This is a genomic window from Collinsella sp. AF16-8, assembly GCF_003462695.1.
GTDB lineage: Bacteria > Actinomycetota > Coriobacteriia > Coriobacteriales > Coriobacteriaceae > Collinsella.
The window spans coordinates 56,815-82,851 of the sequence record NZ_QRXX01000004.1 but is presented as its reverse complement, the minus strand read 5'-3'; the positions used below and the strand labels follow the sequence as shown (position 1 = coordinate 82,851).

Sequence of the window (26,037 nt, the reverse complement as noted above, 5' to 3'; positions counted from 1 at the left end):
TCTGCCATGGACAAAGGAGAGATGAGGGCTGGGGCCGCCCGTGCGGCCATCGATCTTGGGGGCGTATTGCCGTTTGACGGTTTCGACGAACTCCGCCATGAGGTCTTTGCCCGTGCTCTTGTCATCGAGGGGGCGGGGCGACGCGCCTGCATTCTTTCGCTTGAGGTCACATCGATTGCTCCGGCTCTGCTCGCCGATCTGCGTGAGGTCGTCGAGGATGCCGCCGGCTGCAGTGGCGCTTACTCTTGGGTGGTTCCTACCCACACGTTTTCCATGCCTCACGTTCGCACTCCCGGGCATCTTGCCGATGCTGCTGCCCGCGATCGCAACGAGCGCTATCGCGCAGCGCTCATCGCCGCCGCCCGCACGGCTGTCGAGCGGGCTGTTGCGGGCATTCGCTCCGTCACACTCGCCACGGCGGAGGGCGACTGCCCCGTGAACGTTAATCGCGACATCGAGACGCCGGCCGGCTGGTGGTTGGGCTCGAATCCCGAGGGGTTTGCCGACCACGCGATGCCCGTGCTCGCCATGAGGGATGCCGGGGGCGAGTACGTTGCCGTACTTGCGGCGGCGGACGTCCAGTCCTCCGTGCTCGACGGGTCGCGCGACTCCGAGGGGAGACGCGTGGCGAGCGGAGATCTCTTTGGTTTTGCCGCCATGTCACTCGAGCGTGAGCTGGGCGGCGTTGCCCTGTTGCTGCCGGGCGCCGCGGGCGACCAAGGTCCGGCGGAGCGCGCCATGAACGTCACGTTCGATGCCGCCGGCGTGAAGCGGACGGTCGATGCCCATGAGGACGGATACCGCATGCTGCACCAGCAGGGGCAGGTCTTGGGCGATGCTTTGATTGAGGCCGCTCGCATGGCACGTGAGGATAGCGCTGCCGGCATCGATGCTCGCACGGTCGACGTCCTCCTGCCCGCTCAGACACGCGCCGATTTTTACTCTTTGGCTCCGCATCGAACGTATGAGTTTCATGCTGCCGGTGAGCAGCACACGAGGGTCTATCTGCTTCGGCTGGGAAACGTCGAGCTTGTCGGCGTGCAGCCCGAGGTCTCGAGTACATTCGGCGCCACCGTGCGCGTCGCCCGGTCCGGCTCTGTGCTCTTTGCCACGCTCGTCAACGGCGGACAGAAATACCTACCGGCCCCCGACGCGTACGAAAAGATCACCTATGAGGCCATGAACTCCGGTTTTGCCGCCGGCTCCCATGAGCGCCTCGTCGATATCATCATTGCCGCCTTGAATGCGGCGTAACACAGAAGGAGAACGTGCATGAACATTGGACACGCGCGCCGCAAAATCACCCCACAGGGCGACATCTACCTGATTGGCTATCGCAATCTTCCCAACCGCCTGGAGCCTGCGACGGGCATCCATGACGACGTCTACGCCAACGCCATTCTCTTCCAGCAAGGCGAACGCGAGGTGTTTCTCTTTAATGCCGATGTCCTCGAGTTCGAGGAAAGCATGGCCGAGGAAGTCAAGACAATGCTCGCCGAGCGCTACGGCATTGACCGTGATTGCGTCCTGCTCTCGGCGACGCACGACCATACTTCAATCGTCGCTTACCACCGCAGCTGGTGGACGGGAAAATTCGACGAGAACTACTATCGCTGGCTCCTCGATACCATTTGCCAATGCTTTGAGGAGTGCCGCGCCAATGCGCAGCCCGCGATTTGCCGCCTGGGCAAGCAGGTCGTCACCGGTTTCTATGACAACCGCATCATCCCAGGCGAACTCGCCGACAATGAGGTCATTGTCGTTTCGTTCTTCGATACCGAAGGCAAGCCATTTGCGGGCTTTGTGAACTGGGCGGTGCATTCCGCTTGCGTCGGGCCCGATTGTACGGAGCTCACGAGTGAGCTTGCCGGCCTTACCGGTAAAAAGCTCGCCCCGAGCCTCGGGTACTATCCTGCCATGGTCGTGGGCGCTGCTGGCGACTGCAGCGATCGCAATTTTCGCCAAGGTCGTGGCATCCCCGAGGTCGAGCGCGTGTCGACCGGTCTTGCCGAGGCGATTTCCCAAATCAAGCTCGATCGCGAGGTTAAACTCGACCGTATCGAGCCCCAGACGTTCTATCACACCGTCGCCCATGACGATTTTTCGCTCACGCTCAAGTGCGCCGTTATCAGCTTGGGTGGTATGCACCTCTTTGTGTTTCCGAGCGAGCTCGGCAGCGACCTTGGCGTTCGCATGAAGCGCGAATGTCCGGTTGAGGGGATTGTCTGCGGTTATACCAACGGCTATTACGAGTACTTCCTTCCGGCGCGTGAATACGGCCTCTCCTTTGAGACCGAACGTACCCAGATTCCCCAAGGCGAACCGGAGCGCCTATGCGATAAGTTCTGTCAAACCGCGCGCCTTCTCGGCGCGCCAGATTCGCGCCTGTAGTTTTGCCGCCACGGCATGGGACCCATGAGGGTCGCGGCCGTGTGATCGGCGTTCTTATTTCCCTTGTTATCTCCCATCCCGGACGTATATGCGCCCGCGGATTTTAAAGGGGAGGCGGGTTCTGTGGCTCCCCACGTCGACTACGGGGGTCTGGAATCAATGCCATGCCCCGCTCAGAAAAAGGAGGAATACCATGAAATACCAGCAGCTTTGCGATGGAATCATCGCAAAGGTCGGTGGCCGAGACAATGTGCTGGACGTGAGTCACTGCATTACGCGTCTCCGCTTTCACCTCAAGGACGAATCGCTCGCCCAGACCGATGAGCTCAAGGCCATGAAGGGTGTCGTTGACGTCATCCAGGCCGGTGGACAGTATCAGGTCGTAATCGGTGCCACCGTCGAGTCCGTCTACAATGAACTCGTTCAGATCGGCGGGTTCGACGCCAAGCCCGCGCTTGATATCGATGAGGGCGACAATGTCAAGAAGGGCGATCCGTTCTCGCGCCTACTCGCCATCATTTCCGAGATCCTGCAACCGGTTCTTGGCGTGCTTATGGCCGGTGGCTTCATCAAGTCGATGCTCGCCCTCTGCACGGTTGCCGGTTGGCTCGCCAAGGACAGCAATACCTATGTGACGCTCTCGGCAATCGGAGATTCGGTCTTCTATTACTTCCCGCTTATCATCGGCTGGACGGCTGCCAAGAAGTTCGGACTTAAGCCCGTTATGGGTATGGCCCTCGGCGGCATCCTCGTCTACCCGACGCTCGTTGCCCTTATGGGTGGAGACCCGCTTTACACGCTCGGCACCGGTACGGTCCTTGAGTCCAATGTCTACGGTGATATCTTTGGCATCCCGTTGATTATGCAGAACTATTCATCGACGATTCTGCCTGCGATTTTCATCGTCTGGATCGCCTCGAAGGTGCACAAATTCCTTTCTGGCGCACTGCCCGCGCTTGTGAGCTCGTTCTTCTCCAACATTTTGACGCTTTTCATTTGCGGCATCCTGGGCCTGCTTGTGGTCGGTCCGGTCATGACGGTCCTCTCCAACATCGTTGCCCAAATCATCCTGGCGCTCATCAACTTCCAGCCCGCCATCGCCGGTTTTGCCATCGGCACGTTCTGGAGCCTGCTCGTCATGTTCGGTCTGCACTGGGGCGTCATTCCGCTGTGGTTCATCGATGTCGCAACCTACGGCTATGACCTCATCAACCCTCTCGTATACGCAGGTGGGTGCGCCATCGCCGGTGCCGTGCTCGGCATGATCATTCGAACCAAGGATTCCGAGGAAAACGCTGTCATCAACATCCCTGCTCTCGTCTCGTCGATCTTCGGCGTCAACGAGCCCGCGCTTTACGCCATCCTGCTGCCGCGTAAGCGTCTCATGTGGGCGACCTTCATTTCCGCCGGTGTCGGCGGCGCCATTGCCGGCCTTATGGGTGCCAAGCTCTATGCCTTCGGTGCCTCCGGTCCGCTCGGCTTCCCGAGCTTTATCAACCCCGCTGGCATCGATTCGGGCTTTATCGGTCTTGTCATCTCCGGTCTGGTCGCCTTTATTTTGGCGCTTATCGCCGCTATGGTGATCGGCACCAAGAAGGACGAGGGCGGTCAGACCCTCAACATCTCGGTGGACTAGTCCATCTACCCGCTTTGATTTAAAAGGCCTCGGACGGCAGCTGTGCTGTCCGGGGCCTTTTGCGTTTTGTACCGTTGCCGGTTGGTTTGTGGGGCATCTCAAAAGTGGCGGTGTGTGCTGGGATTACGACGACTGCGGCGCTTCGGAGGTCATGCGGCCGCCCTGTAGAAGCTGGCGATAGGGGAGAAAGCCGATAAACGAGACGACGGCTTGCGAGTACGCAGCGCTCCGTTTGAGGTAGAGCCTGACCTCGGAGGTCGTTGCAGGCTCGAGCGGCACGAGGGCCACCTTGCCGCCGGCGAGTGATTCGGCAGGCTTGCGCATGAGCAGCGAGACGCCGGCATCGCGCGCGACAAGCGAGATGATGTTTTCTGCCCGTTTGCCGGTAAACGTGACACGTGGGCTGAATCCTGCCTTGCGGCAAAGGGAGAGGGTGAGTTCGCTCACGAACGAGCCTTGGGGAAGCATAAGGAAATTCTCATCGATAAGGTCGTCGATCTCGATGGCGTTGCGCTTGGCGAGTGGATGGTCGAGCGGGATAACGGCCACGAGCCGGTCGGTTGTAAAGGGGATTTTTTTAAACTCCGGCTCGATGGCGCCGCCGTCGCGGATGAAGGCGAGGTCGATGTCCTCGCGCAAGAGCATCTGCTTGAGTGCGCTGCCTTCGCCCTCGATGAGCTCAACGGAATACGAGGGGTTCGCCTGCTGGAAATCGATGACGGCGTCCGTGATTCCATAGGGAGCCATGATGGGGATGGAGCCCACGGTGATGCGTTCGAGTGGTTCATCTGCGGCTATCTGGATGGCAGCGAGATAGCGATGCTGGAGCGTCGCTATCTTTTGTGCATAGGGGAGGAGCGCTTCGCCTTGCGCGGTGAGCGTAACGTGGCGTTGACTCCGATCGATGAGATTACAGCCGAGCTCGCGCTCCATTGCCATAATGTGCTTGGAGAGAGTCGACTGCGACATGAAGAGCAGCTCCGCCGCATCGAGAAACGTACGCGACTGCGCCAAGATGGCGAACTCACCAAAACGGCTGATATCCATAGGGTAGCCTCCGGTTCCCTCATGTCGGCAAGTAACCTAGATCACGATTCCTTGGCAGTGGTCGATTTCGTGTTGGATGATTTCGGCGGTGTAGCCCGAGAAGTTTTTGATGAGGTGGACGAAATTCTCGTCCAAATACTCAACCTTAATGCGGCGATAGCGAGTACAGGGGCGCTCGCCGGAAAGCGAGAGACATCCTTCGCTCGTCTGATAGGAATTGACCTGCTCAAGAATTTGAGGGTTGTACATCAGCAGCGCCCTGTTGCCGTCCTTTACGCAGATGATGCGTTTGCGCACGCCAATCATGTTGGCGGCAAGGCCCACGCACTCGTGCTCATGTTCATGGAGCGTATCCAGGAGGTCCTGCCCGGTCGCGGCATCGTCGGGTCCCGCGTCTTCGGAAGGCAGGCGCAAAAAGAACTCGGATTTCATGATGGGCTTAATCATGGCGGGCTCCTCATGTCTCGTGCTTTCGTGGACTTTTAATAATAGCGCGGAAGGAAAGCTGCGCGTCAGCGTTACAATCTTTCAACGTTGGACCATGTTGTCGGATCCGTCGCGTGCGGCGTCTGACGTAAGTCTAGGGCTCATGCTCGCCCTGGACTGTTCCTCTGGGGCGATGCGACTGTCGTTCCAAGAGGAAGGAAATGCATGGGGAGCAAATCTCAGCAACAAGTTCAAGCAACGCCATCGGCCACTTCGGCGTTTCTCGTCGTAATGTATATTGCAGCCTTTGTCGCCGCGTTTAACGAGAACATCATTAACGTGGCACTGCACGATATCATGGCGGCCTTTTCGGTGAGTGCCACCACGGCGCAGTGGCTAGTTTCGGGATACATGATCGTGACGTCGATCTTTACGGCCATCATGGCCTTTCTGTCCGGTCGTTTCTCGACGCGCAAGCTGCTGTTTTTCGCATGCGGATGCATGGTCGCCGGAGAAGTCCTGTGCCTGGTCGCCCCGTCGTTTACCGTTTTGCTGCCAAGTCGTATTTTGCAGGCTGCGGGATCGGGCATCTTGTTTCCGCTCATGATGAATGTGGTGCTATCTTGTGCTCCGCGCGAGAAGCTCGGTCTGTATCTGAGCCTGGGCGGTGCCTGCATTACGCTAGGGCCGGCGTTTGGGCCCGTGATTAGTGGTCTTATGTGCACGTTGTTTGGCTGGAGGGCGGTGTTCGTAGTGCCGCTGGTGGGCGGTGTCGTGGTCGCCGCGGCGGCAGCAAAGCTCGTTCGGAATGTCGGAGAGCGCTCGAACACCACGCTTGATATTCTGTCGGTTGTTTTGCTCGCCGCCGGCATTACGGCGTTTGTGTATTCCGTAGGCGAGTTCTCGACCAATGTGATGGCCGGTATCGCGACGCTTTTCGCCGCTGTTGTGGTGCTCGGCCTGTTTGCGGTTCGTCAGCTCAAGCTCAAGCATCCGGTGCTCAACGTGCGCCCCATGGCGAGCGTTCGTTTTTGGCCTGCATGCCTGCTTGTGGTGGTGTCGATGATGACGACGTTCTCGATGAGCGTTTTGTTTCCGCTCTATTTTGAGGGCGCATACGGCATGACCGCACTTGTCGCGGGTTTGCTCATTTTGCCGGCGATCGCCTGCAACGCCGTGACCTCGATTGTGGGCGGACGCGTGATGGATGCCCGTGGTGCGTGGCCGCTGCTGCCGGTCGGCTTTGCCCTGATCGCTGTGGGGCAGACGGCAATCTCGATGACCGCGGCAAGCATGAACATCGGCGTTGTCGTGCTGCTGGCCGTTGTGGTGTATGCCGGCGTCGGTTTGGTACTGAGCCCCTCGCAGACCGCCGGTTTGGAGACGCTTCCCGCCGCTGAGCATCCTCACGGAACGGCATTGCTTAACACGTGGAACATGATTGCCGCGTCGTTTGGTCCGTCGCTGTTTATCGGCCTGCTTTCGAGTTCTGCGGTGGCTGCTGGCGCCGCAGGCGTTGCGTCGGACGTTGCCCAGGCGATAGGATTTGCAGCCGCCGTGCGCGTGGCGGCCGTGATTGCCGTTGTCGGGTTCGCGGTGTCGCTGGTGTACGCTCGCCGCGAGTCGCACATGTCGCATTAATGTGTGCACATAGATTCTGCAGCTAGATTGGATGGCGACACCATAAACTAATGGACGTTTTGCCGAGAGGCATGAATGTATAAAGCGCAAAGAGTGCGCGACGGGCCCCGCGAATGGGGCGATGATGCCCGAGAGGGCCAAGAAGGAGTCTCATGTCTGAGAACGAAGAGATCATGAACGAGACCGAGAACGAGACCATGGCTGCCGAGGTCGAGGCAGTCGAGACCGTGGAGACCGAAGCTGCTGAGGTTGAGGCTGCTGACGAGGTTTCCGCCGAGGAGGCCGAGGTTGTCGAGGCCGCCGCTGATTACGATGACGAAGAGCTGATGGACAAGATGCAGAAGGCCGCCCGCCTGCTGCGCAGCCGTCGCTTTGCTATTTCCAAGGAGGAGGAGGCCAAGGCCGAGCGCATGGCGAACATCGAGCGCGCCATCAAGCTTCTTGACCTCAAGCCCAAGATGGAGCAGAAGGAAATGTCCGACCTGCTGGGCATGCGCCTTCGTGAGCTCGATGGCCTGATGGCCGAGGCCGAGGCCGCCGATCTGGTCGGCCGCATCGACGACGCCGAGGGCGATATGCGCAAGATCGTTGTCTTCGCTGCCGAGGATGCCGCTGAGGGCCTGACCGAGCTTGCCAACAAGAAGGAGAAGCTCCTGCCCGAGCTTTCTTACGAGGAGGCCACCGAGCTGATGGCCGCTCTCGATAAGGTTATCGCTCCGCTCGTCGCCATGGGCCTGGACGAGGACCGCGGTCCTCGCGGCGGCCGTGACGAGCGCGGTGGCCGTGGCGGCGACCGTGGCGGTCGCGGCGGCTTTGGCGATCGCGGTGGCCGTGGCGGTGACCGCGGCGGCCGCGGTGGCGATCGCGGTGGCCGTGGCGGCTTTGGCGACCGTGGCGGCGACCGTGGCGGTCGCGGCGGCTTTGGTGGCAACCGTGGTGGCTTCGGCGGCAACCGTGGTAACGACCGCGGCGGTCGCGGTGGCGACCGTGGCGGCCGCAACGGTGGCGGCTTCCGCGGCAACCGTTTCTAGTTGGGTTACGCGGTTTTACCAAATCGCGTAACTAGTTGACGCTGCAAACCCGCCAGGGCGGCAATCTGCCTTTCAACTTCGGCGGCATGACCAAAAGATCAATGCCGCCTCGTTTCAAGGCACCTTGCTCGCTCTGGCGGGTTTTCGCTGTCGGTACCAAAGCATCGGCGTCGCCTTGATCCAAACCTACCAAAAAGGGACAGGTTTATTTTGGTCGGTTTTATCTGGGCAAACGTGGTCGTCTATCGCAATATGGTCGTTGGGGACGTTCTTTTTTGACTAGTCGTTTAAGAACGTCCCCAACGACTACATAGGATGAGAGTGGATAATCTCCCGGTTTGAGTCTGCATTCAAGCTCAAAGTGGGAGATTATCCACTCTCATTTGTTGTATGTCCGAAAATCCACGCTCGTTTAAATTCTGCCTACATTTGCAGGAACAGTTCGTGGAGGTGGGTGTCTTCGTCGAGCTCGGGGTGGAAGGTGACGCCGAGCTGGTTGCCTTGGCGGGCGGCGACGATGCGACCGTCGACTTCGGCTAGGGCCTCAGTGTCGCCGTGCACTTCGACGATGCGGGGCGCGCGGATAAACGTCAGCGGCACTTCACCGTCGATGCCGGCTACCTGCCCCTTGGCTCGAAGGCTGCCGAGTTGCCTGCCGTAGGCATTGCGCTCGACGAGTACATCCATGGTTGCCAAACGCGACGTGCCCTTATCGTCATGAGCGGCAAGGTCGTGAGCCAGCAGAATCAGGCCGGCGCAGGTGCCCAGGACGGGCATACCTTCAGCGATACGGGTACGAAGCTCCTCGAGCATGCCCAACTCATCAAGCAGTTTCCCTTGAACGGTAGACTCGCCGCCGGGAAGTACCAGACGGTCAAAGTTCTGCTTCAAATCAGCCGCCTGCCTCAGCTCAATACAGCGTGCGCCCAGCTCGGACAGTCTTGCCTCGTGCTCGGCAAAAGCGCCCTGGACCGCCAGCACGGCGACCGTTTGGTCTGCATAATCGCTCATGTGCGATCCTTTCTGCTGGACTAGCGCCCGCGCTCCTCCATGATGATCTCGATTTCGTCGGCGTTGATGCCCACCATGGCCTCGCCCAGGTCCTCCGAAAGCTCGGCGATGAGCTTGGCGTCGGTGAAGTTTGCCACGGCCTTGACGATGGCGGCGGCGCGCTTGGCGGGGTCGCCGCTCTTAAAGATGCCCGAGCCAACAAAGACGCCCTCGGCGCCCAGCTGCATCATCAGCGCGGCGTCGGCGGGGGTCGCGACTCCGCCGGCGGCAAAGTTTACGACGGGGAGCTTGCTCGTGGCATGGACCTCGCGCACCAGCTCGACCGGAACCTGCAGCTGCTTGGCTGCCTCAAAGAGCTCGTCGTCGCGCAGAGCAACAACGTCGCGGATCTGCTTTTGGATCTTGCGCATGTGACGCACGGCCTGAACGACGTCGCCCGTGCCCGGCTCGCCCTTGGTACGAATCATCGTGGCGCCCTCAGCAACACGGCGCAACGCCTCGCCCAGATCGCGGGCGCCGCAGACAAACGGCACGTCAAACTGGGTCTTGTCGATGTGATAGACATCATCGGCGGGGGAGAGGACCTCGGACTCATCGATGTAATCGATCTCGATGGCCTGCAGGACCTGCGCCTCGACAATGTGACCGATGCGACACTTGGCCATAACGGGGATGGAGACGGCCTCCTGGATGCCCTTGATCATCTTGGGATCACTCATGCGCGAGACGCCGCCTGCGGCGCGGATGTCGGCCGGGATACGCTCGAGCGCCATGACGGCGCAGGCGCCCGCCTCCTCGGCGATGCGTGCTTGCTCGGGCGTGGTGACGTCCATGATGACGCCGCCCTTGAGCATCTGCGCGAGTTCGCGATTGAGTTTGACGCGATCGGCCTTGCTGGTCTGTTCTGCCATGGTTGCTCCCTTGGTTGGCATGTACATTGCTTGACGGAACATCCTATCGGGGAGCTGGGTATGGCGAAATACTCAGTTTTCGAGATAATAACAAGGTCAGACTAATGCCAGATTGAATGATTCGATAAGGTCAGGTGACAAACTCATGCTTGACTATAATTTGGAAAACCGCGGCGAAGCATCGCTCTATGAGTATATTTACAAGCAAATTCGAGATGATATCGTAGCTGGCCGTATTGCGGCGGGGGAGCATCTGCCGTCTAAGCGCGCCTTTGCGAGTCATTTGGGTATCAGTGTCATTACCATCGAGAATGCATATAGCCAGTTGCTTGCCGAGGGCTATATTTGCTCGATGCCGCGTCGTGGCTACTACGCGTGCGAGCTTCCGGATGCGCCGGTTTTGGCTTTTGCTGCGGGGGATATCGACCGAGATGCTGTCCCTGTTGGTCCCAGCGCGCATGATGCCATGGGGCAGGCAGAGCGATTCGACGCACTTTCTCCTTCCGCTTTGGAGGCGGCGCGGCTTTGGCAAAGTGCGCTACGGGCGACGCTGACGTCCGAAGACGAACGTGAAATCTTTTCGCCCGCACCGGCGCAGGGCACCGCTCGACTGCGACGTGCGATTGCGCACCATCTGCGCGGGACAAGGGGCATGAATGTCGACCCCGACAACATCGTTATCGGTGCGGGCGCCCAGCTGCTCGATACCATGTTGGTTCAGTTGCTTGGCGCGGACAAGGTGTATGCCGTCGAGGATCCAGGCTATTTGCGCTTGACGCGCATCTATCAGGCCATGGGTTGCGAAGTGCGGCATATCCCGTTGGATGCTGAGGGCGTGGACTTGAGCGCGCTGCAGAAAACCGGGACCGATGTCCTTCACCTGATGCCGTCTCATCAGTATCCGACCGGTCTTGTGACGAGCATTGCACGTCGCTATGCGTTGCTGAGCTGGGCCGCCGAGCGGCCAGGTCGGTATCTCATCGAAGACGACTTTGATTGTGAGTTTCGCCTTGCCGGCAAGCCGATTCCCGCGCTCGCGTCGATCGATGCCGCCCAGTCGGTTATCTACACCAACACGTTTTCGAAGAGCCTTTCATCGGCGTTGCGTTTGGCGTACATGGTGCTGCCCGATGAACTAATGGAGAGGTTTAAACGCAACCTTGGTTTCTACGCCTCGTCGGTAAGTTCTGTTGATCAGGTTGCCTTGGCGCGTTTGCTGGAATCGGGTGATTACGAGCGACATGTGAACCGCGTGCGCGCTCGTGCTCGTGGGGCGCGTGATGGCCTGGCGGCGCTTGTACGGAAGGCATTTCCGGCGGGGGAGGTTTCGATCGAACATGCGGATGCGGGTCTTTACTGCGTCGTGGTTGCGCAGCGTGTTACGGGCGGAACCTCTTTTACACGCGCCCTCACGCGCTCGAGCACCCCTTACATCGATATCAATGACTGTCTATGGTGCGCCGATGGCGCATATGTCCCTGCAAGCCCGACTCGAATCCTTGTCCAGTACGACGATTTGAGTCCAAATGCGCTAAATACCCTGGAATCGCAGCTAATGGATGCGCCCTCTAACCTAAGTGAGTAGACTTTTGGCGCTTTGGCGAGCAGGCCGTTTTGAAGCAATCCATCTACCTGCGATTTTGTAAAGCAGTATGGGCGGTCTGCTCGGCGGGTCCTAAATAGTCTACTCACTTGCTGTGCAAGGCTTCCGCATGAGCGAAAAATGAGTTTTCAACAGCGCTCCGTCCAGCTTTTGGCAAGCTTTTGGCCAGTTGGGGAGGGCTGTTGAAAACTAAGTAGTCCGTTCGGCGCCCTTTTCGGCGCGTTCGCGCCAATGCGTGAGCGCCCGGGTTGAAATTCGTGTTTTCCTGTGCCTATGAAGGATCTACTTTGTGACATATCGGCTTTTAAGTACTGGCGCTTGCCCCCTCAGGCCCGCGCTCTGTGTCCGCCGCTCCCGCGACCGGAAGAAGACCGGCGGCGATGCGAGCTCGCCCGTAACCCGACGGCTACGGTTGTGCTCGGCTTTCCGCTGTATACATTGGTTCGGACGAGAGGCAAGCGGACTTGCCCTGTCAGCATTAGGCAGCGGCTGTTCCTAGGCGAGTTCCCCAGGGAATCCGTGCTGGAAACGGAACATGGGTTTTTGGTTACGTCTCCTCTGCTGACGGCATTCATCATGTCGCGGCATCTGACGGATCTCCAGCTTCTTTTGGTGTTGGCGGAGATGTGCGGCTTGTTTACGGTTTGTGCCTTGCCAGCAGCACTCGAGGCAGAGCTTTCGCGTGCAATTGAGTCGGGCGCGATTCCGGCAACCTTGGGTTGGGCGCGCTGTCCGTCCGAGGACGGCTCCGCCTCAAATTTATGGAGGCGCGACGCTTTGGTTTTGGGCGAAGACCTTGACCGTTTTTGCTCAGATGTTTGTGGGATGCGTTACGGCAAGCGATTTGTCGCGGCATCTCATCTCGTTCCACTGGGTGCCGCATCGCCTTTTGAGGTTGAGACGTATTTGTTGCTTGGGTTGCCACGATCCCTGGGAGGCGAAGGTTTTTGCGGCATAGAGCTCAATGTCGAAGTGGCGCTAAGCGCAAGTGCTCGGGCGATTGTAGGCAAGTCCCGCGTATACATTGACCTACTTCTGTCTTCGCCGGACGGAGAGCGACAGGTGGCCATTGAATGCCAAGGAAAGGGCTCACACGGGCGAGTCGGGGATGGCTTGCGCGACGTCGACCGCATGACGGCGCTTCAGGCCATGGGCTACGATGTATTTCTCCTGACACACGGACAGATATCCGATGAGGATAGATTCCACGCGATTGTTAAGGCCGTGTGCAGGTTGCTCGATGTTGAATATCGCGATAAAAGCTTGGAGGAGCAAGGGGCCGAGGCATTACTTCGGTCTGAACTATTCGTTGACTGGCCAAAACTGGGAGAAATCGACAAAAAGATGCCCGTTAGACACAAAAAGGCCCGATCATGGACGGTTGCAAATCTAAGTGAGTAGACTTTTAGCGTGATGGCGACCAGATTGTTTTGCGGCAAGCTATCTACCTGCGGTTTTATAAAGCAATACGGATGGTCTGCTCGACAAGTTCCCAAAAGGCTACTCACTTAGTTTTTGACGCGAAGCCGATGCCGAAGGTGGTCCTTTTTTTGGGACGTTAACTGGTTCGCTAGACACGAAAAAGGCCCGGATCTTGCGGTCCGGGCCTTATCGAGCTAGAGATTGTCTCTCAGGCGGTTGGCTTAACCAAAGTAGCGCTTGAGCAGACCGGCGAAAGCCTTGCCGTGGCGAGCCTCGTCGCGAGCCATCTCGTGCACGGTGTCGTGGATGGCATCGAGACCAGCGGCCTTGGCGCGCTTGGCAAGATCGGTCTTGCCGGCGGTGGCGCCATTCTCGGCCTCAACGCGCATCTCGAGGTTCTTCTTGGTGGAGTCGGTTACGACCTCGCCCAGGAGCTCAGCAAACTTGGCGGCGTGCTCGGCCTCCTCGTGGGCAGCCTTCTCCCAGTACAGGCCGATCTCGGGATAGCCCTCGCGATGAGCGACGCGAGCCATGGCCAGGTACATACCGACCTCGGAGCACTCGCCCTCAAAGTTGGCGCGCAGATCGGCAACGATGTCCTCGGAGACACCCTCCATCTTGGCGACGCCCACGACGTGCTCGGCAGCCCACTCGAGCTGACCCTCTTCCTGCTTCAGGAAACGAGAACCGGGAACGCCGCACTGGGGGCACTTGAAGTCCTCGGGCAGCTGGTCGCCGTCGAACTCTTCCACATAACCGCAAACGGGGCAAACAAACTTCATGATTCGATCCTTTCGATCGATGGCGATTGTGCGCTCGTCCGGTCCCGTAAGGGCCCTCTCCGGACGTGCGTCTTGACGAGTTCTATTATCCATAAATGCAACCAAATGTGAAGCCTATTAGGAATGATTTTTAATAAAATAATTTTGGGCATGTGAAGATGTTGATTGATTAACGATTGCCAGGCCGCTCGAGACCTCCGCTGAGTACAATCGGTCGAGCAAATGTTGACCTATCAACAAATGAAGGAGTTTCCTTTATGCATCTAGCCCGTCGTGCCTGGTGCCGAACATATCAGACGGTTTTTCGCATCGCATTGCCGATCCTGCCCTATACCGAGCCGCGCATTTTGGAGCATGCCGAGGACGTGCCCGCGGTGCTTCAAAAGCGCTCGATACAGCGGGTTCTTATCGTGACGGATCCCGGTATTGCCCGTCTGGGGCTCACGGCGCCGCTCGAGACGGCGCTCGCGTCCAAGGGAATTGGCGTTACGGTCTATGCCGAAACGCGTGCGAACCCCACGGTCTCAAACGTGGAGGAAGCGGCGTCCCTGTATCGCGAGAGCGCCTGCCAGGCCATTATCGGCTTTGGCGGCGGTTCGGCCATGGACTGTGCCAAGGGCGTGGGCGCACGCATCGCACAGCCAAATAAGCCCATCAACAAGATGCGCGGCCTGTTGCGCGTCCACCGTCTCCTGCCGCTGCTCATCGCCGTCCCCACCACGGCGGGCACGGGAAGCGAGGTCACGCTTGCAGCGGTCATTACCGATGACGAGACGCACTACAAGTACCCCATTAACGACTTTGTGCTGATCCCGCGCTTTGCGGTACACGACCCCGAGTTTACACGTGGCCTGCCCGCCTCCATTACGGGGCAGACGGGTATGGATGCCCTGACGCATGCCGTCGAGGCCTTTATCGGCCGTAGCACCACGCCCTACACGCGCAAGATGGCGCGCCAGGCGGTGCAGCTCATCCACGACAATTTGCTCGAGGCCTATGAGTATGGCGACGACATACGTGCGCGTCGCAATATGCTTTCGGCGGCGTATAAGGCGGGCGTTGCGTTTACCCGCTCCTATGTGGGATACGTTCACGCCATCGCGCACAGTCTGGGCGGCCGATACGGAATTCCGCACGGTTTGGCCAACGCGATCATCCTGCCGCACATGCTTCGCGTTTATGGTGACGCCGCCGCCCCCATGCTTGCCGATCTTGCTCGCATGGCAGGCATTGCGCCGGCTAACGCGCAGGACAGTCTTGCGGCCGAGGCATTTATCGATTGGGTCGATCGCATGAACGTTGCCCTGGGTATCCCCAAATATGTGACAGGCATTCGCCGCTCCGACATTCCCGAAATGGCGGCACATGCCGACGCCGAGGCCAATCCGCTATACCCCGTTCCGCTTTTAATGGACCGCTTGGAGCTCGAGCGTATGTACGAGGTCGTCGCGGGTGGTATGTTTGAGGACGAGAACTAGGAGAGTGCCATGAACACCGAGGAAATTGCGCGCATCGTCGGCGATCAGCGCGCCTACTTTAAGACGCACGCCACGTTTGATGTCGACGCTCGCCGCCGTGCGCTCGTGCGCCTGCGTGATGCGGTTCGTGCGCACGAGGCCGATATCGTCCATGCGCTCAAGACCGATTTGGGAAAGTCGCATGACGAGGCGTATATGTGCGAGATCGGCACGTCGCTTTCCGAGATTCGCCATCAGATCGCGCATGTGGCTCGATGGAGTCGTCCGCGCCTGCGTCCGTGTGACCTCGCCAATGCCGTGAGTGTGTGCAAAACGCAAGCCGTGCCCTATGGCGTCACGCTCATCATGGCTCCATGGAACTATCCGTTTTTGTTGACGCTCGAGCCGCTCGCCGGCGCGCTCGCTGCGGGTAACACCGTGGTCATCAAGCCGAGTGCCTATGCGCCGGCTTCGAGCGCGGTGCTCAAGCAAATCTGCGAAGAGACGTTTGATCCGCGCCTGGTGACGGTTATCGAGGGCGGGCGCGCCGAGAACGAAGCGCTGCTCGATGAGTGCTGGGACAAGATCTTCTTTACCGGCAGCGTTCCGGTCGGCAAACTCGTCATGGAGCGGGCAAGTAAAAACCTGACGCCCGTGACGCTTGAGCTGGGCGGAAAGAGTCCCTGCATTGTGGATGCGACGGCAAACTTGAAGGTCGCGGCACGGCGCATCGCCTTTGGTAAATGGCTCAACGTGGGCCAGACCTGTGTAGCGCCCGACTATCTGCTGGTCGACGTGCACGTGCACGATGAGTTGTTGGGCCTCATCAAGGAGGAGGTCCGCCGCATGTTTGGCGAGCATCCGCTCGACAACGAGGATTACGGCCACATCGTCAACGCCAAGCATTTTGCGCGCGTGCGCGGGCTGATCGATCCCGACAAGGTTGTGCTGGGAGGCACGGCGCGCGAGTCGTCGCTCAAGATTGAGCCGACGATCCTAGACGGCGTGTCCCCCGATGACGCCGTGATGCAGGAAGAAATCTTCGGTCCCATCTTGCCGGTGCTGACGTTTGAGAGCTTAGACGAGGCCGAGACGTTTATTACGGATCGTCCGACACCGCTGGCCTTATATATCTTTAGCCAGGACCGCGCAGTTCAGGAGCGCTTTGTGCGCCATGTGCCCTTTGGCGGCGGCTGCGTCAACGACACGATCATGCATCTGGCTACGAGCCATATGGGCTTTGGCGGCATGGGCGCGAGCGGTATGGGGCAGTACCATGGACGCGAGAGCTTCGATACGTTTAGCCACAAGAAGAGCATCGTGAACAAGGCAACGTGGCTGGACGTGCCATTCCGCTATGCCCCGTATGCGAGCTGGAAGCACAAGTTCGTGCGCATGTTCGTGCATTAGAATCAGATGACTTAGAGATAAGCAAAATGGCCGCCCCCGCATAAGCGAAGACGGCCACTTCTCACGATGAAAACGTGTATCGGAGTTGGCAAGACCCGCTGCCACGGGTGCCATCCGTGTTCCTATCTTATCTGCAAGCGTTCCGTTGCGCAAGCGTTGCGGCAAACGATTGAAAGACGCAGACAGGATGAATTTGTGTCCGCACGGGCCCGTAGACTTCTCAACTACGTTGTGGATGCTCGCTAATCGGTAATGGAGGCGCACGTGTTTGATGACGATGACCTGTTCGATCTGACAGACGATCCGTTTGAGTGGGATATGCTACTCGATGACGATGAGTTGGAGCAGGACCGTAAGAAGCAAAAGGATAAGAACGCCCGGGGTAAAGGTTCGAATAAAAAGGACAAGCGTCGCCGAGGTCTGTTCGGCGGGCTCTTTGGGTGACTGTCTCATCGCCGCGTCTGTATACTAAACAGGTCTTATACGCGTTGCGAAATGAGGACAGAGACGATGATGTGGTTTACCGCCGACCTGCACCTGGGCGATACGAATATCTTGCACGACATGGATCGACCGTTTGATTCGGTCGAGGAGATGAACCGCAAGGTCATCGATGCCATCAATGAGTGCGTGGCTGTGGACGACCGCCTCTATATCTTGGGAGACTTTACCTATCGTTTGCCCCTGGTGGAGGCGGTGCGCCTGCGCGAGCGCATCGAATGTCAGAACGTAACGCTCATCCGCGGTAACCATGACGACGACTGGGAAGATCCAGACGCGCCGCACATTTGGGATGAGGTGCGCGATTATCTGGAGGTCGCCCCCGGTTACGCTAAGGGCCATCGCCTGGTAATGAGCCATTACCCCATGCTCAGCTGGAATGGCAAGGCGCGCGGCGCCATCATGCTGCACGGGCACATTCACAGCAGGGGAGACCGCACCAACGCGCGCAATCGCGATCGCGAGCGCCCAGTCCTTCGCTACGACGTTGGCCTCGATGCCAACAACTACAAGCCCGTTAGCCGCGACCAGATCCTGGGCTTCTTTGGACTCTAGCTGTAAGTGCAGGTAGAATGAACGCGCCGCGCGGATGGTCTGCACGGCGCGTTTTAGTAGGAGCGATGATTCCATGAGGGCTATCCAGCGCATTAACCACAACGCTGCCATCTGCGAAGATGGCGCGGGGCGTCAGCTTATCGCGCTGGGCCGCGGTATCGGCTTTGGCGATATGCCGCATGAGGTCGACCTGGATGTCATCACGCGTACCTTTTACGGCATCGATTCAAAGTACCTGGCGTTTATCGATGAGGTCGACCCCGAGGTGCTGGAGTTTTCTGCTCAGCTGGCCGATATCGCGACCGGACAGCTTTCGTACGAATTGAGTCCTAACCTTCCCATTACATTGGCAGACCATATTCAGTTTGCCATTAAGCGCGCCCGCGAACACATGGTGGTGTCGTTGCCGCTTGAGCGCGATCTGGAGCAGCTGCATCCCATCGAATACCGCTTGGGCGAGCTGGCTGTTCGCGGCATCCAGAAGAGCTTTCATGTGCGCATGCCCCGAAGCGAGGCCGCGGGCATTGCCATGTCGATTGTCAACGCATCGGTTAAGCCGAGCGAGCGGCGCGTGCTTGCCGAGCAGCACGAGGAGCGACTGCTCGATATGACGGTCGCGATTATTCAAGAAGAGTTGGGTGTGACGGTCGATCGCTCGTCGTTCGCCTTTGCCCGCTTTGCCACTCATGTGCGCTATCTGCTCGACCGCGTGGCAAAGAAAGAGCCGATCGATACCGAGAACTCCGGTCTTTACGACGTGCTCGTGGAGCAGTATCCGGCGGCATCGCGTTGCGCTCACCGTGTCGACGATCTGATTCAAGAGACCTTTGGCGAGCCATTGGCCCAAGAGGAGCTCGTCTATCTGATCATGCATGTGAATCGCGTGGCTTCTGTCCACTCGGATAAATAGGCTCTCTGGTATTTCCTTTCCGTCATGGCGACCGTTCGCGGGTCGTTTGCTACCGTTCGTCGGTAATCTGAGCCGCAACGAACGCATCTGCCGCATATACTCGCCGTGTGTTGGGTGTTACTCACGGCGCAGCTCCGAGAGGCACTACCGATTCTGCCGAGACCATAATTGGGTCTCTGTCGGTTGTGCGCGGGGCTTTTTTCATGTCGATCCACCCGGGAATCACATGCAAATCAATCTCTTGCCAACTGGTATCGCGCGCTGCGCAGGCGCGAGCGGAATCGTGCGTCTTGGTGCCGTGAAGTCCCACGGCCTTTAGTTGGAAGAGAAGGGATTCGACATGACTGTCGATAACAAGAAGATTGCCGAGGACGTGCTCGCTGCCGTCGGCGGCGCCTCCAATGTGACGAACGCGACGCACTGCATGACCCGCTTGCGTCTGAACCTCAAAGATCAGTCCATTCCCAATGATAATGAAGTTAAGAAGATCAAGGGTGTGTTGGGCGCACAGTGGTCTGGCGGCCAGTATCAGGTCATCATTGGCCAGAACGTGCCGAAGGTCTATGACGCCGCCATTGCGCTGGGCGTCAAGGGCGAAGGCTCCATTGACGAGAACCTCGATGACGGCACCAAGGAGCCACTGACGGTCAAGACTGCGGGCAAGAAGGCCCTTAACTACCTGTCCAAGACAATGTGCATGACGATCCCCATTATCATGGGCGCCGCCATGTTCCGCACACTTGCCGTACTTTGCGGCGACGGCATGCTCGGTATCTGGTCTGCAGATTCTGACATCTACAACTTCTTCTACAACTGGATTTACAACGCCGGCTATTATTTCCTCCCTGTCTATCTGGGTTGGGCTGCCGCAAAGCAGCTCGGCTGCAGCCAGCCGCTCGGCATGATGCTCGGCGGCGTGCTCATTGCCCCCGAGTTCATGACGTTGGTCAACGCCGCTGCGGATTCTGGTGCTACGACCACGATGGTTTACGGCGTGCTCCCGGCTCAGCTGAACAACTATTCTGCGACCGTGCTCCCCATGCTGCTGTCTATGCCGGTGCTGATGGTCGTCGAGAAGTTCATGAAGAAGATCATCCCCGACATGCTCTCCACGGTGTTTGTGCCCGTGTGCACCATGGCTGTGATGACCCCCGTTTCCCTGTGCGCCCTAGCTCCGATTGGTTCCATTCTGGGCGACCTGGTCGGCAACTTTATGTTCGGCCTCGGAAACGCTGGCGGCATCGTCACGATCCTCTCCCTCGTCGCCATTGCCGCGCTTTGGGAGTTCCTGGTTATGACCGGTATGCACCAGGTTCTGATTGCCCTCGGCATTGTGCAGGTGCTCACCTCAGGGTCTGACTCCTGCGTTATGGTCGCGGGTGCTATCGCTCAGTTCGCCACGTGGGGCATGGCCTTCGGTGCCTTCCTGCGCCTTAAGGAGGTCGACGAAAAGGGCGCTATGCTTGGTTTCTCGCTCTCCGGCATTGTCGGTGGCGTGACGGAGCCCGCGCTGTATGGCTGCGGCTTTAAGTATACTCGCTGCCTGGGTGCCATGGTCGCGGGCGGCGCTATCGGCGGCCTGATCGCGGCTCTCACTAATGTGACCACGTATGTTTTGGGCGCAACTAATATCCTAGGTATTACAGGTTATGTTGCAGGCGGAACTGCTAATCTCGTATGGGGCTGCGTTGCATCGGGCACTGCATTTGTTGCCGCCGCTGCCATCGCCTACTTCTTTGGCTTTACCAAGGAGCAGCTCGACGAAGACGCTGCTGCCGCCAAAGCCTAAAGCATCCGTTCGGTAGGACAATTATCTGGGGCACTTGGCTGCGCTTCAAGTGTCCCTTTCCGTAGATGGGGGTCAATATGAAGCAATTGCTCATTCGTGCCGACGATATCGGTTATTCGTATGCCGTTAACCTGGGGATTGCCCGCAGTATCAATGAGGGCCTGGTGCGCTCGGCGGGACTTATGCCCAATATGCCCGAGGCCGAGCGTGGCTGGTCGCTCGTGGCGGATGTCGGCATTGCGGTGGGTCAGCATACCAACGTGTGCCTGGGCAAGCCGTGTGCCGACCCGGCGCTCATTCCGAGCATGCTCAACGAGAACGGCGAGTTCCATAGCAGCCGTACCTTCCGCGAGCATTTTAAGCGCGGCGAGGAGTTGATAGACTTCGACGAGGCCTGCATCGAGATCCGCGCGCAGCATGACCGCTTTGTCGAGATCGTGGGCCGCGAGCCCGATTACTTTGAGGCCCATGCCGTCATGAGCAAAAACCTTAACCGAGCGATCTCGGCGGTTGCTCAGGAGCTGGGCCTTAAGGAGCAAAAGGCGAGCTTCGACCCCGCGGCTGTGGTGCATTGCGGAGATACTGATCTGCGCATGGTGATGCGCTCGATGGAGCCGGGCTACGAGCCCAAAGAGGCAATCATGCAGACGGTTCGCGAGATGGTGGACGGCGAGACGGTCGTCTTTGTGTGCCATCCGGGCTATCTCGATCGTTTTATCCTGGAGAACAGCTCGCTCACGACCGATCGTACCAAGGAAGTCGATGCGCTGATCGACCCCGAGCTTCGCGCTTGGCTCGAGTCTCAATCCGATCTTCGCCTGATCGACTACCGCGACCTGTAAGGACCCAAGTCACCACAAAGGGGACAGTCGCCTTTGTGGTGGTTCTGGCGCCGTTGCCATTATGGCAGCGGCGCCTTTTTTGTCCGTGCGGCGCGGTAGAGTGTAGGCGGTTGAAATTTGCGTCCATCGAGGAGCTGCTATGAACGAGATCAAGTGCCCGCATTGTGGCGAAGTTTTTAAGGTCGATGCGTCCGGCTATGCGGAGATCGTCAAACAAGTGCGCAATGCCGAGTTTTCGCGCGACCTGGATGAGCGCGTGAAGGCAGTCCAGCGCGAGGGCGAGCAGGCACTGGAGCTTGAGCGCTCGCGCTCGACGGCTGCCTTGCAAAAGGCAGAGTCTCAGCGCAACGCTCAACTTGTCGAGCAGAAGAACGCTGCAGCTCAACAGCTGGCACAAGAGGTTGCCAAGCGCGATGCCGAGCTTTCCGAGCTGCGCGCCAAGCTCGAGGGCGCTGCCGCAGAGCGCGAGAGCGCAAGCCAGCGCGCGGCGGTTGAGGCCCGTGCCGACGCTCAAAAGGAGAATGCCGAGCTTCAGCGCGAGATCGACAATTTGCGTGCGCAGCTGGGACGCAAAGATGACGAAGCCAAGCTTGCCGAATCGGCGATGCGCAACGCCGCTCAAAATGATTTAGCTGCACGAGATGCCCAGATTGCCGAGCTGCAGGCCAGGCTTGCCGCGGCGGACAAGGCCCAGGAGATGGCGCTTGCCGCCGCGGCGGCTGAGTCGCAGCGCGAGCTCGATGCCACTCGCAGCGAGGCCGAGCGCGCGCTTGCTGACTACCGTGCGAAGGTACAAGAGAAGTTTTCCGCTGCAAAGGCTCAGTCCGAGCAAGAGGCCGAGGGTCTGCGTGCGCAGCTGCGCGAACAGGAGCTGACGGCCAAAATGAACCTGTCAGAGGCGGTCGCCGCGGCGGAGCGTGAGCGTGATGAGGCACGTGCCAAACTGACGAGCGAGCTGGCAGTGCGCGATTCGCGCGAGGAACAGGCCAAGGCGGCACACGAGCTCGAGCTTGCGCAGGCCAAGCGCGCGAGCGATGACCTGATTCGCTACAAGGATGAAGAGATTGAGCGCCTTAAGGACATGAAGGTCCGCCTGTCTACCAAGATGGTGGGCGAGTCGCTCGAGCAGCACTGCGAGACCGAGTTTAACCGTCTGCGCATGACGGCGTTTCCCAACGCGTACTTCGAGAAGGATAACGATGCGTCCGAGGGCACCAAGGGCGACTTTATCTTCCGCGAGTGCGACGCAAGCGGCAATGAGGTCATTTCGATTATGTTCGAGATGAAAAACGAGAACGACGAGACCGCGACCAAGCATAAAAACGAGGACTTCTTTAAGAAGCTCGATCACGATCGTCGCCAGAAAGGCTGCGAGTACGCGGTGCTCTGCACGCTGCTCGAGCCCGAGAGCGAACTCTATAACGCAGGAATCGTGGACGTGAGTTATCGCTACGAGAAGATGTACGTGATCCGCCCGCAGTTTTTCATTCCCATGATTACGCTGCTGCGCAACGCCGCCATGGGTTCGCTTCGCTATAAGCAGGAGCTGGCGGAGTACAAGCAGCAGAATATCGACGTTACGAACTTCGAAGCCAAGATGGAGAAGTTCAAGGACGGCTTCTCGCGCAACTACAACCTGGCGAGCAAGCAATTCGAGTCGGCGATCAAGGAGATTGATGCCGCCATTAAGCAGCTCGAGAAGACCAAGGACGACCTGCGTCGCAGCACCGAGAACTTGCGCCTGGCCCACAACAAGGCCGATGAGCTTACCATTCGCAAGCTCACGTGGGGCAACAAGACCATGAAGGCGGCGTTTGACGAGGCGCGCGAGGCTGCGCCGGAGACAAGCGATGCGCCAGCCGAGGCGGATTCGTATGAGGTCGAAGATGCCGAGTAAGGCATAGCGGATAGTGCAAAAGCGGGGTCGCTGGCGATGTTGCCACCGACCCCGCTTCGTTTCGTCCCATTCTGTTCGGCTAGTCCTCGAGCAGGTCCTCGATAAAGCCGACACGGTAGTTTTTGAAGATGACCTCGCCGCCGTCCTGCGTGGCGTCCAGATCGACATCGCCCATGATGCCAAAGTCGTGGTCGCCATCCTCGTCGGCAAAGATCTGGTGCACGTGCCATACGTGCGCGGTCTTCTCGTCGGACTCGTCGATGGAAAACATCGCGGCGCTGCGGGCATCTCCGTCGGTGAGGATCTCCTCGTGTTGTTCATGGTAGGCATCGAGAGCCTTTTGCCAGCGGATCTCGCTCATGCCCCAGTCGTCGTCGAGTTCGCCCAGGTCGCGCACATGCTCGCGGGCGGCAAGAGTCACGCGGCGGAAGAGCGCGTTGCGCACCAACAGCGTGCAGCCGCGACGGTCCGCAACGACCTCGTCGATGCCCTGCGGCGGCGCGGCGTCGAGGGCTGCCGGGTTGCCGGCGTTCTCCCATTCGTCCACCAGGCTCGAGTCCACCGAGCGCACCACAAAGCCCAGCCACGAGATAATGTCGCGCAGGCGCTCGTCGCGCTTCTCGATGGGCACGGTGCGGTCGAGTGAACGGTAAGCCTCTGCCAGGTAGCGCAGCAAAATACCCTCGGAGCGGGCGATGCCGAGCTTTTGAATGTAGCCCTTAAAATCGCTCGCGCTTTCCAGCATATCGCGCAGAACGCTCTTGGGAGAGAGTTGGTAGTCGTTTGCCCAGGGTACTTCCTGGCAGTACTTGTCAAAGGCGGCGTCGAGCAAGTCCTCGAGCGGCTTTTCGTACGTGACGTCCTGGATGCGCTCCAGGCGTTCCTCATACTCGATGCCGTCAGCCTTCATTTCGGCCATCGTGCGGTCGCGCGCTGCGCGCTCCTGAGCGCGCAGCACCTGCTTGGGATCCTCGAGCGTTGCCTCGACCATTGAGATTAAATCCATGGTATAGGTCTCGCTCTCGGGATCGAGCAACTCCAACGCGGCAAGCAAAAACGGCGAGAGCGGCTGGTCGAGCGCAAAGTCCTCGGGCAGGTCGACCGTCAGCGCATAGTCGATGTCCGGCGCGGCGTCAGCCGGAGCGTCGGGTGCGGGTGGCACCTCGGTGCGCACGACGACGCCGGAGTCGATGAGCGTGGCGAAGATCTCGTCGGCACGAACCTCGAGCTTAGCCTTTTCCTCGGGGGTCTGCAGACTCGTCTCGATGAGGTCGTGTACGCGGGCTCGGGCATTGCCGCCCTGCTCGACCACGCTAATCACCATGGAGTGTGTGATGCGCAGGCGCGGCTTGAGCGTTTCGGGCTGCGTCTCGATCAGGCGCTCAAAGGTCTGCTTGTTCCAGGTGACAAAGCCCTCGGGGGCCTTCTTCTTTTTAATCTTGCGGAGCTTTTTGGGGTCGTCGCCCGCCTTGGCCATAAGCTTGGCATTCTCGATCTCGTGCTCGGGTGCCTCGGCGATGACCATACCCTCGGTGTCAAAGCCCGAGCGACCGGCGCGACCAGCGATCTGATGGAACTCACGGGCGCGCAGGCGACGCATCTTGTAGCCGTCGAACTTGGTGAGCGCGGTGAGGACCACGGTGTGGATGGGCACGTTGATGCCGACGCCGAGTGTGTCGGTGCCGCAAATGACGGGCAGTAGGCCCTGCTGCGCCAGGCGCTCGACCAGTAGGCGATAGCGCGGCAGCATACCGGCGTGGTGCACGCCGACGCCGCAGCCGAGCAAGCGCTTGAGGATCTTGCCGAAGGCCGTCGAGAAGCTCGTGCCCTTGGCCGCCTCCTTGATGGCTTCACGCTGCTCCTTGCTGGCGATGCCAAAATTGGCGAGCGACTGTGCCGTCGCAAGCGCGGCATCCTGGCTAAAGTGCACGATATAGAGCGGGGCCTCGCCGCGGCGCATCGCGAGCTCGACCGTGCCCTCGAGGGAGGTCGTCACATAGTCGTAGCTCAGCGGCACAGGGCGTGGGGCATCGACGACCAAGTCGCAGGTAGCGCCGGTGTGCTCCTCAAGCGAGGCAGCGATCGCGGTGACATCGCCGAGCGTGGCGCTCATGAGCATAAACTGCGTGTGAGGCAGGGTGAGCAGCGGCACCTGCCAGGCCCAACCGCGATCGGGGTCGGCAAAGTAGTGGAACTCGTCCATGGCGACGCAGCCAACATCGGCATCTTCGCCCTCGCGCAGTGCGTCGTTGGCAAGGATCTCTGCCGTGCAGCAGATGACGGGTGCCTTGGTGTTGATATGCGTGTCGCCGGTGATCATACCGACGTTATCGCGGCCGAGCACCTGTACCAGATCGAAGAACTTTTCGCTGACCAGGGCCTTGATGGGGGCCGTGTAGTAGCAGCGCTTGCCCTGCGCCATGCCCATAAAGAGCATGCCCAGCGCGACAAGCGACTTGCCCGATCCGGTTGGTGTTCCCAAAATGACATGGTCACCGGCGGCTAGATCCATGAGGGCTTCTTCTTGGTGATCCCACAGCTCAATGCCGCGATTGCTCGTCCATTCAAAGAAGCGTTCGAAGGCTTGATCGGGCGTGAGCCATGGTTCGGGCTCGCTGCCGTCCTCGGGCTCCCACCAAGTGGGAGAGAGCGCGCCGAGCGAACCGAACTCTGCCTCGGTTCCCGTGCCGCCCGAGAATGAGCTGGCGGCCCCGGCGCCGGAGACGGTGCTGGCGGCGGTATCTGTCGTGGTCTGTGCCATGTGGTTGCTTTCTC

Annotated in this window: 21 protein-coding genes; 15 read left to right on the top strand and 6 right to left on the bottom strand. The window is 59.3% G+C overall.

Going from position 1 to position 26,037, the window contains the following annotated elements:
- Positions 1 to 6 precede the first annotated feature (6 nt).
- From DWW73_RS04930 to DWW73_RS04920, 3 genes are all read left to right on the top strand, one after another.
- The gene (locus DWW73_RS04930; protein WP_147343545.1) at positions 7 to 1,254 is read left to right on the top strand and encodes a hypothetical protein; all 1,248 of its coding nucleotides are present in this window, start codon (positions 7 to 9) and stop codon (positions 1,252 to 1,254) included.
- 18 nt (positions 1,255 to 1,272) lie between these two features.
- On the top strand, positions 1,273 to 2,391 hold the full coding sequence (locus tag DWW73_RS04925; protein WP_117647440.1) for a neutral/alkaline non-lysosomal ceramidase N-terminal domain-containing protein: 1,119 nt from the start codon (positions 1,273 to 1,275) through the stop codon (positions 2,389 to 2,391).
- Positions 2,392 to 2,584: 193 nt separating this feature from the next.
- A complete protein-coding gene (locus DWW73_RS04920) occupies positions 2,585 to 4,027 on the top strand; it encodes a PTS transporter subunit EIIC (protein WP_117778908.1) in 1,443 nt (480 codons plus the stop codon).
- A gap of 123 nt (positions 4,028 to 4,150) precedes the next feature.
- Here DWW73_RS04920 and DWW73_RS04915 read toward each other — a convergent pair whose 3' ends face one another.
- Entirely contained in the window at positions 4,151 to 5,074 is a 924-nt protein-coding gene (locus tag DWW73_RS04915) for a LysR family transcriptional regulator (protein ID WP_117778907.1), read from the bottom strand.
- A gap of 36 nt (positions 5,075 to 5,110) precedes the next feature.
- The gene (locus DWW73_RS04910; RefSeq protein WP_117778906.1) at positions 5,111 to 5,521 is read right to left on the bottom strand and encodes a peptide deformylase; all 411 of its coding nucleotides are present in this window, start codon (positions 5,519 to 5,521) and stop codon (positions 5,111 to 5,113) included.
- 204 nt (positions 5,522 to 5,725) lie between these two features.
- On the opposite strand from DWW73_RS04910, the gene DWW73_RS04905 reads away from it, so the two are divergent.
- Together DWW73_RS04905 and DWW73_RS04900 are read left to right on the top strand one after the other, a co-directional pair.
- Complete coding sequence (locus DWW73_RS04905) at positions 5,726 to 7,141, top strand: MFS transporter (RefSeq protein WP_117778905.1); 1,416 nt, start codon at positions 5,726 to 5,728, stop codon at positions 7,139 to 7,141.
- A gap of 152 nt (positions 7,142 to 7,293) precedes the next feature.
- Positions 7,294 to 8,172, top strand: coding sequence for a hypothetical protein (locus DWW73_RS04900; RefSeq protein ID WP_117778904.1), 879 nt, complete (start codon positions 7,294 to 7,296; stop codon positions 8,170 to 8,172).
- A gap of 423 nt (positions 8,173 to 8,595) precedes the next feature.
- Here DWW73_RS04900 and pdxT read toward each other — a convergent pair whose 3' ends face one another.
- On the bottom strand, positions 8,596 to 9,183 hold the full coding sequence (pdxT, locus tag DWW73_RS04895; protein ID WP_117778903.1) for a pyridoxal 5'-phosphate synthase glutaminase subunit PdxT: 588 nt from the start codon (positions 9,181 to 9,183) through the stop codon (positions 8,596 to 8,598).
- A 20-nt stretch (positions 9,184 to 9,203) separates the two neighbouring features.
- Positions 9,204 to 10,094, bottom strand: coding sequence for a pyridoxal 5'-phosphate synthase lyase subunit PdxS (gene pdxS / locus DWW73_RS04890; RefSeq protein ID WP_117778902.1), 891 nt, complete (start codon positions 10,092 to 10,094; stop codon positions 9,204 to 9,206).
- A gap of 145 nt (positions 10,095 to 10,239) precedes the next feature.
- Here pdxS and DWW73_RS04885 point away from each other — a divergent pair, with 145 nt between their 5' ends.
- The gene (locus DWW73_RS04885) at positions 10,240 to 11,679 is read left to right on the top strand and encodes a PLP-dependent aminotransferase family protein (RefSeq protein ID WP_117778901.1); all 1,440 of its coding nucleotides are present in this window, start codon (positions 10,240 to 10,242) and stop codon (positions 11,677 to 11,679) included.
- A gap of 537 nt (positions 11,680 to 12,216) precedes the next feature.
- Positions 12,217 to 13,098 carry a hypothetical protein gene (locus tag DWW73_RS04880; protein ID WP_117778900.1) on the top strand — a complete coding sequence of 294 codons (882 nt, stop codon included), beginning with the start codon at positions 12,217 to 12,219 and terminating at the stop codon, positions 13,096 to 13,098.
- A 242-nt stretch (positions 13,099 to 13,340) separates the two neighbouring features.
- On the opposite strand, the gene DWW73_RS04875 is transcribed toward DWW73_RS04880, so the two are convergent.
- Entirely contained in the window at positions 13,341 to 13,904 is a 564-nt protein-coding gene (locus tag DWW73_RS04875) for a ferritin family protein (protein WP_070097113.1), read from the bottom strand.
- 254 nt (positions 13,905 to 14,158) lie between these two features.
- Between DWW73_RS04875 and DWW73_RS04870 the strand changes: the two genes are divergently transcribed.
- From DWW73_RS04870 to DWW73_RS04835, 8 genes are all read left to right on the top strand, one after another.
- Entirely contained in the window at positions 14,159 to 15,379 is a 1,221-nt protein-coding gene (locus DWW73_RS04870) for an iron-containing alcohol dehydrogenase (RefSeq protein WP_117778899.1), read from the top strand.
- Positions 15,380 to 15,388: 9 nt separating this feature from the next.
- Positions 15,389 to 16,768: an aldehyde dehydrogenase gene (locus DWW73_RS04865; protein WP_117647455.1), complete on the top strand. Its 1,380-nt coding sequence runs from the start codon at positions 15,389 to 15,391 to the stop codon at positions 16,766 to 16,768.
- Positions 16,769 to 17,032: 264 nt separating this feature from the next.
- Complete coding sequence (locus DWW73_RS04860) at positions 17,033 to 17,212, top strand: hypothetical protein (protein WP_089573341.1); 180 nt, start codon at positions 17,033 to 17,035, stop codon at positions 17,210 to 17,212.
- Positions 17,213 to 17,278: 66 nt separating this feature from the next.
- On the top strand, positions 17,279 to 17,824 hold the full coding sequence (locus DWW73_RS04855) for a metallophosphoesterase (protein ID WP_233502842.1): 546 nt from the start codon (positions 17,279 to 17,281) through the stop codon (positions 17,822 to 17,824).
- Between the two features lie 73 nt (positions 17,825 to 17,897).
- Complete coding sequence (locus DWW73_RS04850; RefSeq protein WP_158551187.1) at positions 17,898 to 18,734, top strand: PRD domain-containing protein; 837 nt, start codon at positions 17,898 to 17,900, stop codon at positions 18,732 to 18,734.
- 340 nt (positions 18,735 to 19,074) lie between these two features.
- The gene (locus DWW73_RS04845) at positions 19,075 to 20,523 is read left to right on the top strand and encodes a PTS transporter subunit EIIC (RefSeq protein ID WP_117778898.1); all 1,449 of its coding nucleotides are present in this window, start codon (positions 19,075 to 19,077) and stop codon (positions 20,521 to 20,523) included.
- 77 nt (positions 20,524 to 20,600) lie between these two features.
- The gene (locus tag DWW73_RS04840) at positions 20,601 to 21,365 is read left to right on the top strand and encodes a ChbG/HpnK family deacetylase (protein WP_117778897.1); all 765 of its coding nucleotides are present in this window, start codon (positions 20,601 to 20,603) and stop codon (positions 21,363 to 21,365) included.
- Between the two features lie 139 nt (positions 21,366 to 21,504).
- On the top strand, positions 21,505 to 23,262 hold the full coding sequence (locus tag DWW73_RS04835; RefSeq protein WP_117778896.1) for a DUF2130 domain-containing protein: 1,758 nt from the start codon (positions 21,505 to 21,507) through the stop codon (positions 23,260 to 23,262).
- 79 nt (positions 23,263 to 23,341) lie between these two features.
- On the opposite strand, the gene DWW73_RS04830 is transcribed toward DWW73_RS04835, so the two are convergent.
- On the bottom strand, positions 23,342 to 26,023 hold the full coding sequence (locus tag DWW73_RS04830; protein ID WP_117778895.1) for an RNA helicase: 2,682 nt from the start codon (positions 26,021 to 26,023) through the stop codon (positions 23,342 to 23,344).
- Positions 26,024 to 26,037 lie beyond the last annotated feature (14 nt).

Coding starts and splice junctions, on each gene's coding strand:
- DWW73_RS04930 (WP_147343545.1), top strand. CDS start 7: ATGGACAAAGGAGAGATGAGGGCTGGGGCCGCCCGTGCGGCCATCGAT.
- DWW73_RS04925 (WP_117647440.1), top strand. CDS start 1,273: ATGAACATTGGACACGCGCGCCGCAAAATCACCCCACAGGGCGACATC.
- DWW73_RS04920 (WP_117778908.1), top strand. CDS start 2,585: ATGAAATACCAGCAGCTTTGCGATGGAATCATCGCAAAGGTCGGTGGC.
- DWW73_RS04915 (WP_117778907.1), bottom strand. CDS start 5,074: ATGGATATCAGCCGTTTTGGTGAGTTCGCCATCTTGGCGCAGTCGCGT.
- DWW73_RS04910 (WP_117778906.1), bottom strand. CDS start 5,521: ATGATTAAGCCCATCATGAAATCCGAGTTCTTTTTGCGCCTGCCTTCC.
- DWW73_RS04905 (WP_117778905.1), top strand. CDS start 5,726: ATGGGGAGCAAATCTCAGCAACAAGTTCAAGCAACGCCATCGGCCACT.
- DWW73_RS04900 (WP_117778904.1), top strand. CDS start 7,294: ATGTCTGAGAACGAAGAGATCATGAACGAGACCGAGAACGAGACCATG.
- pdxT (WP_117778903.1), bottom strand. CDS start 9,183: ATGAGCGATTATGCAGACCAAACGGTCGCCGTGCTGGCGGTCCAGGGC.
- pdxS (WP_117778902.1), bottom strand. CDS start 10,094: ATGGCAGAACAGACCAGCAAGGCCGATCGCGTCAAACTCAATCGCGAA.
- DWW73_RS04885 (WP_117778901.1), top strand. CDS start 10,240: ATGCTTGACTATAATTTGGAAAACCGCGGCGAAGCATCGCTCTATGAG.
- DWW73_RS04870 (WP_117778899.1), top strand. CDS start 14,159: ATGCATCTAGCCCGTCGTGCCTGGTGCCGAACATATCAGACGGTTTTT.
- DWW73_RS04865 (WP_117647455.1), top strand. CDS start 15,389: ATGAACACCGAGGAAATTGCGCGCATCGTCGGCGATCAGCGCGCCTAC.
- DWW73_RS04855 (WP_233502842.1), top strand. CDS start 17,279: ATGATGTGGTTTACCGCCGACCTGCACCTGGGCGATACGAATATCTTG.
- DWW73_RS04850 (WP_158551187.1), top strand. CDS start 17,898: ATGAGGGCTATCCAGCGCATTAACCACAACGCTGCCATCTGCGAAGAT.
- DWW73_RS04845 (WP_117778898.1), top strand. CDS start 19,075: ATGACTGTCGATAACAAGAAGATTGCCGAGGACGTGCTCGCTGCCGTC.
- DWW73_RS04840 (WP_117778897.1), top strand. CDS start 20,601: ATGAAGCAATTGCTCATTCGTGCCGACGATATCGGTTATTCGTATGCC.
- DWW73_RS04835 (WP_117778896.1), top strand. CDS start 21,505: ATGAACGAGATCAAGTGCCCGCATTGTGGCGAAGTTTTTAAGGTCGAT.
- DWW73_RS04830 (WP_117778895.1), bottom strand. CDS start 26,023: ATGGCACAGACCACGACAGATACCGCCGCCAGCACCGTCTCCGGCGCC.